Source organism: Chitinibacter sp. ZOR0017 (assembly GCF_000799095.1).
GTDB classification, from domain to species: Bacteria; Pseudomonadota; Gammaproteobacteria; order Burkholderiales; family Chitinibacteraceae; genus Chitinibacter; species Chitinibacter tainanensis.
Genome location: NZ_JTLG01000021.1, coordinates 26,077 through 38,799 on the forward strand (window position 1 = coordinate 26,077; position 12,723 = coordinate 38,799).

Sequence of the window (12,723 nt, forward strand, 5' to 3'; positions counted from 1 at the left end):
CGACTTAAACCACGACCGAGCTGCTTATTTGCAGTTTTTCTCCAGATAAGCCTGTTTCTCGGCGATTTCTGCCGTTTTCTTTTCTGCCGGCAGATATTCAATCGAACCATCGGGCCGATAAGCTTTAAAGAGTTTGCTTTGCTGCAGGAAATTCAGCCGCTCTTGCGCGGCCTTGCACGCCGCTTCATCACGCGCTGGCTTCGTGGTGGGCGACGCGGGGGACGCCGGTGCGGCACCTGGTTTTGCCACCGCGCTGGCCGCGGCATCGGTTTTTGGTGCACTCACGGTGGTGACTGCAGATTCTTTAATATTGATCGGCTTGGCTTTGCCGGCTTCTTTGGGGGGCGGCTGGTCGGAATAGACGGTCCGGCCAGTTGAATCTACCCATTTGTAGACTTGGGCCTGTGCACTTAAGGCAAGGCCTGCGGCCACGATGGCCAATCCGATTACTGCGCGCATTTGATGTCCTTTGCGTTCTGGCTTTTGCTCTGCTGCTTGCCATCTTAGCCCGCCACAGCGGTGCCTGCCAGTATGCAGGCCCACTGTGACGTAATGGCGTAATTATGGCACGACTCGGAACAGCGCGATTTAGCGCTGACCTAACAAGCTTTGCACATAGCGGGCCACGCCCTCTTCCACGGTCAGGAATTTCTCCTGATAGCCCGCTTCGCGCAACAAGGTGAGGTCCGCCTCGGTAAAGCACTGATATTTGCCTTTGAGTGCCTCTGGAAAATCAACGTATTCCAGCAAGCCCTGCGCCAGCAGCTCTTCCAGGCTCAGCGCGGGTTTACCCTCGGCCAGCCGGCAGGTATTGACCGCGGCGACGGCAATATCATTAAACGGTTGTGCCCGGCCGGTGCCCACATTGTAAATGCCGCACACTTCGGGGTTATCGAGGAACCACAGGTTCACTTTCACCACATCTTCTACCGAGATGAAATCGCGCGTGTGGCCGCCGGCCGGATAACCGCCGTATTCGCCAAACAATTTCACCTTGCCGGTGGCCTGATACTGATTGAAGTGATGGAAAGCCACCGAGGCCATCCGTTCTTTGTGCCATTCGCGCGGGCCGTAGACGTTGAAATAACGGAAACCCGCTACTTGCGCGGTAATCTCGCCGGCGGCGATGCGCTGGCGCAAGACCTGATCGAACAGCAACTTCGAGTAGCCATAGACATTCAGCGGACGCTCGCAATCGGGCGTTTCGATAAAGCCGTTTTCGCCATTGCCATAGGTGGCCGCTGAAGACGCGTACAGAAACTGCACTTCTTCAGACTGGCACCAGTCAAACAGACTGAGGGTGTACTGATAGTTGTTATCCATCATGTACTTGCCATTGTGCTCCATCGTGTCTGAGCACGCACCCTGATGCAGCACAGCCGACACCATGCCATCAAAGGTGCCAGCGGCCAGTTCTTCGATAAAATCGTGCTTGTCCAGATAGTGAGCGATCTGTAAATCGGCCAGATTGCGGAATTTATCCCCGCGGGTGAGGTTATCTACGGCGATGATGTCGGTTTCACCGCGCTCATTCAGCGCCTTTACAATATTCGAGCCGATAAAACCGGCTGCGCCAGTGACGATAATTGCCATATTGTCTCCTTAAGCCGCGGCCTGAGTGGCCAGGCGGGTACACAATGCCAGATACAGCCAGGCTGCATGCGGCATCCATTGTTCGGTCCAGCGCCAGCTATTGGCCATGGTCGCGATCTCGGATGGACGGAAATCGATATCCGTTTCATCATCCAGCCCGCTGGTAATGCCATTACACACGCCACCCGGAGCATTAAAGAAGCCCGGTTCATAGCGCGGATTATTCCGCCCCCAGCCTTGCAACATGCAGGCGTCAAACGGGTTATTGCCCAACACCCAATCCAGCGCGGCCTGCTCATAGCGCGCGAGTTGCGCGACCAATTCGGCCTCGCCCGCAAACAGGCGCTGTGCCCGCGCCGCCGCGGCAGCAATCGAGCCCAAACGTGCATTTTCGCCCTGCCACCAGTAGCCCGTGCCATTGTCATGCGGGATAAAGAACTGGGTATTGCCCGCTACGCCTTGCTGCTTAACGTATTGGCGCGGATACCCGAAGGGGTTATTCACCTCATTAAAGGTAATTTGCAGCTCATACGCATAGGCTTTGCGCAGCGCAGCTTTCACATCTGCCACCAGCGCGTGATCAGGCGCCACCTCAACAAAGCGCATCAGGGCGATATACAGTAAGCCCGCTTCAGCCGCGTGGAAGAAGCTGCGCTCACCCAGATGATCGGCCACAAACCAGCCAGCAGCCTGCTGGCGCGCCAGCAATTGGCTAACACGGCTGGCCGCCGCGCTTAAATATTCAGCGGCTGGTGCCACCGCTTGCAGCTCGCAGGCGGCCAGCAAGGCGCAATAGTCGTCGATGATATTCTCAACGCCATCTTCGAGGTAGCTGACATTGTGCGCTTGCAAATGGGCAAATCCGCGTTGCGCCGCGGCGAGGTAGTCGGCGCGGCTAAATTCGCCATCGCGCGCAAGGGTGCTGGCACGGGCCAGTGCCGCAATCGCCGAGCCGCCACCTTGCCGGTAAGCCGCCTGATAGGTGGTGTATTTGTCGCCTTTATTGGTTTTGTATTCGCATAAGCTACGGCGAGCCGGGTCTTTGCTCCACTGATCAAACTGCGTCATGTAGAAAAAGCCGCTCTCATCCTGCATGCGCAGCAGGTAATCTGCGCCGTGGCAGGCTTCGTCGGTAATCCGCTCGTAAAACCATTTATTAAAGAAGGCGATTTTCTCGGCGTCATCCGGAATCAGCCCCAAGGCAATGTGGTTTTCCAGCCAGATGGGGCGCGCGGGCAGCTGCGCCAGCCCATCGACCAGATTCCACACCACCTGCGGGGTTTGCTGCGGATTCATGTATTGCGCAAAGGACAAATGCGACAGGTATTTCGAGACATCGCCCGAGGCGTCGTACCAGCCACCGTGCACGTCTTTGGTGGCGTTGCTACCTTCAATCGGCGCGTTGCGATCAGCATTATCAAAAATGCCGGTGCAGCGCTGGCCTTTGATGTAATGCACGATGTCGGAAATCAAGAGCTCGCCCAGCAAATGGCCGGCCACTTTAAAAGGCGCCGACACCAGCGGTGGCAGCAAATCATCCACTGCGATGAAATACTCACCCTGCTGGCTTAGCTCGCTGAAATCGGCCTGCCAGTAGTGGCGTTTTTTACCATCACGAGTCCAGTTCGCTACCGTACCCTGCGGGAGTATCGGCCCGCGCAGCACAGCCTGACGGGTCTTTGCGTCATATACGGTATAGGTTTTGCCTACCAGCAGATCGGGACCAGCCTCGATCAGTGCTACTTTGCGCCCTTGGGGCTCAAAGCCCAGGTGATTCAGGATCATCTTCACAATGCACTCGCTTATCGCTAGAAAGTATTGAAATTCAGTTTTTCGGCGCTTGCCGCCGGGCACGTTTAGTTGTTATGCGCGCGCGTGTTCATCCAGCCAGTTGCGCACCGCGCCGATCATGCCGGCATGATTACCGGCGCTAGCCAGCACTAATTCGGTCATCAGCTGAAAATCAGGCTGCAAGGCTGCCTGTACCGCTGCCTGCAACTGACGGTGAAAAGCATCCCCACGGGCGGTAATCCCACCGCCGATCACCAGCCGTTGCGGGTTAAAGGCATAAATCAGATTCGCCAAGCCTTTACCCAGAAGGCCAAACCAGCGCTCAACATGCGGCACTATCGCTACATCGCCGGCATCATAGCGGGCAAAGATGTCGCGGCCATCCAGCTGGGTTTGCAGATCGGCATTCACGGCATTAACAAGGCCACGCATGGAGGCGTGGTCTTCCCAGACCAGGCCATCGATCCACATATAGCCCCACTCGCCCGCTGCCGCCCGATGGCCACGGTATATCTGGCCATTGAGTACAATGCCGCCTCCAATCCCAGTGCCAATCGCCACCGCAATATAATGCCGCACTTGCTGCGCCGCGCCCCGCCAGCCTTCGGCCAAGGCCACGCAATTGACATCATTATCGATGCTCACGGGTAGGCCCAAAGCTGCTTGCAGCGCGGCTTTGACCGCGGTGCCGGTGTAGCCGGGCACGGCCTCGGCCGCGCCCAAGACCACGCCATTTTCTGCATCAATCAGGCCAAAACTACTGATGGCGATGCCTTCAACGGGCTGCTGTTGCTGCAATGAATGCGCCAGCTGAATCAGCGCGGCCACCAGCCCTTCGCCACCGGCGTACTTGGGCGTGTCGTACAGCGCGGCGCTCAGCACCGTGCCATCGCGCTCGACCAAGCCGTATTTAATCTGGGTACCACCAATATCAAAAGCAATCAGTGCCATAGTTATGCCTGCGCCCAATCAATGGGCGTTTGTCCTGTTTCTAAAAGATAGCGATTGGCTTGCGAAAAATGTCCGCAACCCAAAAATCCGCGATAGGCCGAGAGCGGCGATGGATGCACCGATTGCAACACGCAATGCTGGCTAGCATCAATCAATGCGGCCCGTTTGTGGGCATGTGAGCCCCATAAGACAAACACCAGCTGCTGCCGCTGGCGCGCCAGATAGCGAATAATGGCATTGGTGAGTACATCCCAGCCTTGTTTGCTGTGCGAGCCGGCGCAATCGGCGCGTACGGTCAGGGCGGTATTTAACAGCAGTACGCCCTGCGCAGCCCAGCCCGTGAGATTGCCATGCTGCGGCGGGGTCAAGCCCAAATCGCGGGCCAATTCTTGCCAGATATTGCGCAGCGAAGGCGGTACTTTCACGCCATGCGGCACGGAAAACGCCAAGCCATGCGCCTCGCCGGTACCATGATATGGATCTTGCCCTAAAATCACGACTTTCACTGCACTGGGCGCCAGCGTTTCTAAGGCACTAAACCACTGTGCAACTGGCGGATACACGACCTGACTCGCCATTTCCTGCGCCAAAAAATCGCCCAAAGCTGCAAATTTGGCATCATTGGCCAACTCTGGCAGCGCCAACTGCCAGGCGCTGGGCAGCAGCGAAAATAAATTCATACTTGTCCTTGCCGAGCATTGGAAATAGCCCGGCGATGATAGCGAAACACCGTGGTTTCAAATTGATCTTGCAAGGGACCGGCTAATTGCCATTCCGCCTGAACCCACTGTCCACCCGCCGGGTTCGCCGCCACGGCAGTGATGGTGGCCGGCAAATGCAAGAGGCGCGGAAAATGAGTGGATAGCGCCAATGCCACATAGCCCGTTGCACCGGGCTGAGGCGTGGCCGTTTGGCTGGTCCATACGATGGCCTGCATCCCAAGCTGCACGGTTTGCGCAAGAGGCAACGCCGCCACTTGCTGCCGCGCCAGCCATAAAAGCTGCAGGTCTTGCTTAGCCTGCGCTAGCTCGATCGGCGCCGCAGGCTGCTCGAAATCGGCCAACACCATTAAGTAGCGCAGCATTTCCCAATCGCTGGCTGCCGCCGGCGGCAAACTCTGACACCACTGCATGGGCAACTGCGCGGTCAATGTGGGTCCGCTCAGGATCACCGAAATACCCCTTGGTTAATTGCTGGCCATTATATCGTCGTTTCTGTGGCGATTGAGCTGTGGCTTTACGCAATGCGCGCTGAATTTGACTTTTTCGATGGTGAATTCAAATGGCATTGCTAAAATGGTTTTATTCTGACGACATCGAGACAATATCATGCGCCCACACCTGCATTGGCTTGGCCTGGCTTTAGTCACTAGTATCTTCAGCACTTCACTTTTGGCCAGTGGCGGGCACACGGTCAGCCATAGTAAAAAAAGCCACAGCGCAGCCCCGCACGACCCTAGCCACTGGAGCTATGAGGGCAGCACTGGTGCCGAGAACTGGGGCAATATGAAACCCGAGTTTGCCCTTTGCAAAAGCGGCACCCAGCAGTCCCCAATCAATATTAATGAAGCCTACGCGCAAAACCTTGATCGGCTGCAATTTTTCTATCAGCCCAGCAAATTAAACATCCAGAATAACGGGCATACGATTCAGCTCAATTACGATGGCGGCAGTTTTCTGGAGGTCGGCAAAGATCGCTATCAGTTGTTGCAATTTCACTTTCATACCCCCAGTGAAGAAGCAATTGGCGGCAAACGCTATCCGATGGTGGCTCACCTAGTGCATAAAAATGAAGCGGGCCAGCTGGCCGTGGTTGCGCTACTGATTAACCAAGGCAAGGCCGACAACCCGCTGTTTACCCAGTTCTGGGAAAATCTACCGAGCGAACACAACGAAACCAAGATTAAAGACGACATCAAATACAATGTCGCCAGTCTACTTCCTGGCAATAGCAGCTACTGGACCTTTATGGGCTCGCTGACTACACCTCCCTGCAGCGAAGGCGTACGCTGGTTTGTGCTCAAAGAACCACTGAATATTTCAGCCAAACAAATCAGCCGCTTCAAGCGCGAATTCAGCATGAATGCCCGACCATTGCAGCCTTTATTCGAGCGTGCAGTACTCGATAGCAACTAAGCACCACTCAACAAGTTAAGAAAAACCAATAAAAAAGCCCCGCAATGCGGGGCTTTTTTTACGCAGTGCCGATTACACTTGCACTGAATCGGCTTCGGCTTGATAAGTATCGATCTCGTTAAAGTTCAGATACTTGTACACTTCACCGGCTTTGCTATCCAGCACACCAACATCCGCCATGTATTCAGCAACGGTTGGCAGACGGCCCAGGCGCGAAGCCACGGCAGCCAGCTCGGCAGAGCTCAGGAATACATTGGTGTTTTTACCCAGACGATTCGGGAAGTTACGTGTCGAAGTAGAAACCACGGTTGCACCTTCACGTACTTGCGCTTGGTTACCCATACACAGCGAGCAACCTGGCATTTCTGTACGGGCACCCGCTGCGCCGAAGGTACCGTAGTAGCCCTCTTCGGTCAGTTGCTGGGCATCCATTTTCGTCGGTGGCGCAATCCACAGCTTGGTTGGCAAGTCACGTTTGCCTTCCAGCAGTTTACCGGCGGCACGGAAGTGACCAATATTGGTCATACACGAACCGATAAACACTTCATCGATTTGCGTGCCAGCCACTTCAGACAGTACTTTCACATCATCCGGATCGTTCGGGCAAGCCAGGATTGGCTCTTTCACGTCGGCCAGATCGATTTCGATCACGGCAGCGTATTCAGCATCGGCATCAGGTTGCAGCAGGTTTGGCGCCGCCAGCCATTGCTCCATGCTTTTCACACGGCGCGCCAGCGTTTTCGCATCGCCATAGCCATTTGCGATCATGGATTTGAGCAGCACGATGTTGGAGTGCAGATACTCTTCGATCGGCTCTTTGTTCAGGCGTACGGTACAACCTGCAGCAGAACGCTCGGCAGAAGCATCGGTCAGCTCGAAGGCTTGCTCAACTTTCAGGTCTGGCAGACCTTCGATTTCCAGAATGCGGCCCGAGAAGATGTTTTTCTTACCGGCTTTGGCAACAGTCAGCAGACCTTGCTTGATTGCGTACAGCGGAATGGCATTAACCAGATCACGTAGGGTGATACCAGGCTGCAGCTCGCCCTTGAAGCGCACCAGCACTGATTCTGGCATGTCCAGCGGCATCACGCCGGTAGCGGCAGCAAACGCTACCAAGCCAGAACCAGCTGGGAATGAAATACCGATTGGGAAACGGGTATGCGAGTCGCCACCAGTACCGACGGTATCTGGCATCAGCATGCGGTTCAGCCATGAGTGGATAACCCCGTCACCTGGGCGCAGCGAAACACCACCACGGTTGCGGATAAACTCTGGCAGAGTGTGGTGCGTTTTCACATCCACTGGTTTTGGATAGGCCGCCGTGTGGCAGAACGATTGCATCACCAGATCAGCCGAGAAACCCAGACACGCCAGGTCTTTCAATTCGTCGCGGGTCATTGGGCCGGTAGTATCTTGCGAGCCAACTGAAGTCATTTTCGGTTCGCAGTAAGTACCTGGGCGTACGCCTTGGCCTTCTGGCAAACCACAAGCACGACCCACCATTTTCTGTGCCAGTGAGAAACCTTTGCCCGAATCGGCTGGGTTTTGCGGCAGACGGAATGTCGTTGAAACAGGCAGACCCAGCGCTTCACGCGCTTTAGCCGTCAGGCCGCGACCGATAATCAGGTTAATCCGGCCACCCGCGCGCACTTCGTCAAGCAGCACTTCAGTTTTCAGGTTGAAGGTGGTTACCAGCTGGCCGTCTTTTTCTACTTTGCCTTCGTATGGGTAAATGTCGATTACATCGCCCATATTCAGGTTGCTTACATCAAATTCGATTGGCAGTGCGCCCGCGTCTTCCATGGTGTTAAAGAAGATCGGTGCGATTTTGCCGCCAATGCAGTAGCCACCAAAGCGTTTGTTGGGCACGAATGGAATGTCTTCACCGGTCCACCACAGCACCGAGTTGGTGGCTGATTTACGTGAAGAGCCAGTGCCGACTACATCGCCTACGTAGGCCACTGGATGGCCTTTCTTTTGCAGCTCAACCAGCTGTTTGATCGGGCCAACTTGGCCTGGTACGTCGGCATTGATGCCTTCGCGTGGGTTTTTCAGCATCGCCAGTGCGTGCAGCGGAATATCTGGGCGTGACCATGCATCAGGCGCAGGTGACAGATCATCGGTATTGGTTTCGCCAGTCACTTTGAACACTGTGACAGTCACTTTAGCGGGCACTTCAGGACGGCTAGTGAACCACTCCGCATCCGCCCATGATTGCAGGACGGCTTTGGCATTGGCATTGCCAGCATCAGCCAGTTCTTTCACATCGTGGAAGTAGTCAAACATCAACAAGGTCTTTTTCAGACCTTCTGCAGCAATCGCGCCCACTTCGGCATCGGCCAACAGATCGATTTGCGGCTTGATATTGAAGCCACCCAGCATCGTGCCCAGTAATTCAGTCGCTTTGGCGCGGCTGATTAGCGCACAGGTATCAGTGCCTTGGGCTACAGCGGCCAGAAACGCGGCTTTAACTTTAGCTGCATCATCAACACCGGCGGGAACACGGTGAGTCAGCAGTTCAACCAGAAAAGCTTCTTCGCCTTTCGGTGGGTTTTGCAGCAGGGTGATCAGATCAGCGGTTTGTTGTGCAGACAGTGGTAGTGGAGCGATGCCTTGGGCGGCGCGCTCGGCAACATGTTGACGGTAGGCTTCTAACACGGCGTTACCTTTATATGTATTGAGGGGGATGAAACTTGATATACAACAAATCTTTTCGATTCTACCCCTTTGTTAGGCTGCTGTGAATCAAAGCGTAGCAAGGTGTCAATCACTACATACGCTGATGGGTAAAGCGGTAATAATCGCCCCCGTGGCGCGACCACCCCGCAATACCCTATGCCGTATCAAGCCCGAAGCCAAACAACACAATCATTCGCAACCTATACCCCATGCAGCACGCTTAATCTGCGCCAGGCAAAGCCAATTCGCCCTCGCCAGCCAGCCGCACCTGCTCGATTTCGGTAAAGCGCCGGGAGATTTTCTCGCTGGTGATGCTCACCTGCTGCACATCATCGTGCGCCTGGCGGATATGAGTGGCCAGTTTCTTCATCCGATCATCAAAACGGGTGAATTCCTGCGCCAGCTTGCCCAGCGCTTCTTTGATGATGTGCACTTGCTTGCGGGTTTCCACGTCTTTGATCACGGCACGGGCGGTATTGAGCACTGCCATCAGCGTGGTTGGCGACACAATCCACACTCGCTTGGCCAGCGCATGCTGCACCAGCTCAGGGTGGTAGGCATGAATCTCGGCAAACACGGCCTCGGCCGGTATAAACATCACCGCGCCATCGGCGGTCACATTCGGGATAATGTATTTGCTGGCAATGTCATCGATATGTTTTTTCACGTCGAGCTTGAACTGGCGCGTCGCTTGTACTTTATCCAGCTCGCCATTAAACATGCGGTGATAGTTTTCCAGCGGGAATTTGGAATCGACCGCCACTGTGCCGGTAGGCTCCGGTAGTTTGAGCAAGCAATCCGCGCGCACCCCGCCTGGCAGCACGGCTTGCAGCTCATACACTTGCGCCGGCAAGACATTACTCACCAGGTGTTCCAGCTGCACCTCACCAAAAGCGCCGCGCGAGCGTTTATCGCCCAGCAATTCCTGCAGGCTCACCACATTGGTGGTCAGGCCATCGATTTTCTTTTGCGCCTCATCAATCGTCGCCAGGCGCGCCATCACATTGGCAAAGGTCTCGTTGGTTTTCTTAAAGCCTTCGTCCAGCCGCTCGGTGACTTTGCCCGAGATCTCGCCCAACCGTTGATCGGTGGCCTTGGTCAGCTCCGCAACACTTTGCGTGAGCGTGGCCGCAGATTGGGCCAGCGCCGCCGCAATTTGCTCCATTTCGCGTTTGGATTGCTCCGCCAGCATGGTGGAGAGTTTCAGCAGCATATCTTCGCGCAGCGCATCTTGTTTGCTTTGCAATGCGCTCGCAATTTCGGCCAGCTGTTTATTAATCTGCTCGCGGCTTTCGCTCAAGCTCGCCACCAGCGTGAGGCGCAAGGTGGCGAGCGCATCAGTTTGCGCCGCCTGCAGGCGACCCAGCGCCTCGCGGCTGTCTTTCATTTCCGCGCCCACCGCACCGCGCAGGCGATCAAATGACTCGCTCATCGTGTCGCGTAAGCGATCACCACTGCGGTTGACCGCTTCATGCAGCAAGCTACCATGCTGGGTTAGCCCCGACTGCAGTGCTTCGCTCTGCTTGGCATAGCCCTGATGTAGATCGCCCAGCATTTCGCGATGCTTGGCTTCCAAATCTTGGGTTAAGGTATCGAGTACCTCGCGCTGCTGGGTCACCAGCTGCTGCATGCGCACCACCACCAGCGCACAACCGAGTAAAACAAAAATCGTGGTAACGCCAAACAGCACTTCCAACATCGGGTATTTTTCCGCAAAGAGAACCAAACCGCGATTGTAGGCGATGCAGCCACATGCGCCTATAATCGACGGCATGCATAAATACACTTCTGCGCTGCTAAGCGCCCTCGCCCTGAGTCTTTGCCAGCCGGTTGTGGCCAATACGCGCCAGGATTTGGGCGCTTTGCAACGTGCGGCCAGCGCTTGGCTGGATGAAGCATTGGCCAACAGCCCGGGCGTACCGAGCTACACCCTCAGCGAGCCAGATAGCAAACTTAATCTCCCCGCCTGCCAGCAACTCGAAATCGGCTTACCGAGCGGCTACCGGCTGATGGGCAAAACCATGCTGCGGGTGCGTTGCGTTGCGGGCGCCAGCTGGAGCATCAATCTGCCCGCGCAGATTAGCCTGCAGGTGCAATACGTCAGCGCCGCCCGCCCGGTTGCCGCCAACCAAACCCTGAGCGAAGCCGATGTACTGCTACAAAAAGGCGATTTGGGCACTTTGCCCGGCTCGGTGATTCTGGACGCGAGCCAAGCCATCGGCCGTACCTTGAATTCGGCCATTGCCGCCGGCCAGCCGATTCGGAAAGAGCAATTGCGCGCAGCGATGGTGATCCAGCAAAACCAGCGGGTAAAAGTGATCTTTCGTGAAGACGGGCTGGAAATCAATAACGAGGGTATAGCGCTGGGGGCCGCGGCAGAAGGCGCAATCGTACGGGTACGGGTGGGGAGTAATAATATTATCTCCGGCATAGCACAATCGAACGGCAGCGTTTTGGTGTCTAACCCCTAATCGCGCCCGCGCCACCAACCCAGCGCGCTCCAGCATGGCCACACGCCCATCTGACAAAGCGCGCCATCCAAGGTAGAATCTGCCCTACCCAGACCCGACTTTTGCCGGGTCTTTTTACTGTGTCACCCACTTTATTAGCGAAGCTATTAGCACGGCATGCAAGTTATCCGCGGCACCCCGACCAGCCCCTTACCCCCCTCGGCGCTCACCATCGGCAATTTTGATGGCCTGCATCTGGGGCATCAGGCCGTATTGCAGCGCTTAAGCGCGCTGGCCCGCGCGCAAGGGCTCTGCTCGGTGGTAATGACCTTCGAGCCGCATCCGCGCGAGCTGTTTACTCCGCAAGCTGCGCCCGCTCGGCTCACCAGCCTGCGCGAGAAAATCGAATTATTGCGTGCCTGTGGTATCGATTACCTGATTGTGCAGCGCTTCAGTCGCGCCTTTGCGGCGCTCAGTGCCGAGCAATTTCGTGATGACATCATCGTAAAGCAAATCAATGCCCGCCAAGTGTTAATTGGCGATGATTTTCGCTTTGGCGCCAAGCGCGCCGGCGATTTGGCACTGCTGCAAGCCCACCCGCAGCTGCAATGCGAAAGCCTGCCAACCCAGTCCGAAGGCAGTAACCGCATTTCCTCCACTGCAGTGCGGGAAACCTTAGCCCAAGGCGAAATGGCGCTCGCGCAAAAACTGCTAGGCCGTCCGTATGCGATTTCAGGCCGTGTAGTGGGTGGCGAGCAATTGGGGCGGCAGTTCGGTTTTCCCACTGCCAATATCCAGCTCAAACACAACCGCCCGCCGCTTCTTGGTATATTCGTGGTTGAAATCCACGGTCTAGAGCGCAGCTATCAGGGTGTGGCGAGTTTAGGTTTTCGCCCCACCATCCACGGTGGTGATCCAACGCCGAAGCTGGAAGTACATATATTTGATTTTGCCCGTGATATTTATCGCCAGCATTTGCGCATTGATTTTCTGCACAAGCTGCGCGACGAAGAGAAATACCCCGATTTTGACACGCTGATCGCCCAGATCGGCGTTGACTGCCAGCAAGCCCGAGACTGGTTTGCCGCGCAGACCACCGTTTGATATTTGAATGATTGAAAGAA

11 protein-coding genes are annotated in these 12,723 nt (G+C 55.8%); 3 read left to right on the forward strand and 8 right to left on the reverse strand.

The window, feature by feature from the left end:
- Nucleotides 1-24: 24 nt before the first annotated feature.
- From L991_RS07135 to L991_RS07160, 6 genes are all read right to left on the reverse strand, one after another.
- Complete coding sequence (locus tag L991_RS07135) at nt 25-459, reverse strand: DUF4124 domain-containing protein (protein ID WP_047393685.1); 435 nt, start codon at nt 457-459, stop codon at nt 25-27.
- A gap of 129 nt (nt 460-588) precedes the next feature.
- Nucleotides 589-1,593 carry an ADP-glyceromanno-heptose 6-epimerase gene (gene rfaD / locus L991_RS07140; protein WP_028449048.1) on the reverse strand — a complete coding sequence of 335 codons (1,005 nt, stop codon included), beginning with the start codon at nt 1,591-1,593 and terminating at the stop codon, nt 589-591.
- 9 nt (nt 1,594-1,602) lie between these two features.
- Nucleotides 1,603-3,378, reverse strand: a complete 1,776-nt coding sequence (locus tag L991_RS07145) for a glycoside hydrolase family 9 protein (protein ID WP_231550502.1) — start codon at nt 3,376-3,378, stop codon at nt 1,603-1,605.
- Between the two features lie 78 nt (nt 3,379-3,456).
- Nucleotides 3,457-4,335 (reverse strand): ROK family protein, encoded by an 879-nt coding sequence (locus L991_RS07150; RefSeq protein WP_047393686.1) that lies wholly within the window; start codon nt 4,333-4,335, stop codon nt 3,457-3,459.
- 2 nt (nt 4,336-4,337) lie between these two features.
- Nucleotides 4,338-5,015, reverse strand: coding sequence for a uracil-DNA glycosylase (gene ung / locus L991_RS07155; RefSeq protein ID WP_047393688.1), 678 nt, complete (start codon nt 5,013-5,015; stop codon nt 4,338-4,340).
- A complete protein-coding gene (locus tag L991_RS07160) occupies nt 5,012-5,467 on the reverse strand; it encodes a PilZ domain-containing protein (protein ID WP_047393689.1) in 456 nt (151 codons plus the stop codon). Before L991_RS07160 ends, ung begins: the two co-directional genes overlap by 4 nt.
- Nucleotides 5,468-5,663: 196 nt before the next feature.
- On the opposite strand from L991_RS07160, the gene L991_RS07165 reads away from it, so the two are divergent.
- Entirely contained in the window at nt 5,664-6,470 is an 807-nt protein-coding gene (locus L991_RS07165) for a carbonic anhydrase (protein WP_052190702.1), read from the forward strand.
- A gap of 72 nt (nt 6,471-6,542) precedes the next feature.
- Here L991_RS07165 and acnB read toward each other — a convergent pair whose 3' ends face one another.
- Nucleotides 6,543-9,128, reverse strand: a complete 2,586-nt coding sequence (acnB, locus tag L991_RS07170) for a bifunctional aconitate hydratase 2/2-methylisocitrate dehydratase (protein ID WP_047393691.1) — start codon at nt 9,126-9,128, stop codon at nt 6,543-6,545.
- A gap of 241 nt (nt 9,129-9,369) precedes the next feature.
- Nucleotides 9,370-10,923, reverse strand: a complete 1,554-nt coding sequence (rmuC, locus tag L991_RS07175) for a DNA recombination protein RmuC (protein ID WP_231550503.1) — start codon at nt 10,921-10,923, stop codon at nt 9,370-9,372.
- Here rmuC and flgA point away from each other — a divergent pair.
- Nucleotides 10,922-11,620 carry a flagellar basal body P-ring formation chaperone FlgA gene (gene flgA, locus L991_RS07180; RefSeq protein ID WP_052190703.1) on the forward strand — a complete coding sequence of 233 codons (699 nt, stop codon included), beginning with the start codon at nt 10,922-10,924 and terminating at the stop codon, nt 11,618-11,620. The genes rmuC and flgA overlap by 2 nt on opposite strands.
- Nucleotides 11,621-11,776: 156 nt before the next feature.
- Nucleotides 11,777-12,703 carry a bifunctional riboflavin kinase/FAD synthetase gene (locus L991_RS07185; protein ID WP_047393693.1) on the forward strand — a complete coding sequence of 309 codons (927 nt, stop codon included), beginning with the start codon at nt 11,777-11,779 and terminating at the stop codon, nt 12,701-12,703.
- Nucleotides 12,704-12,723: the final 20 nt, after the last annotated feature.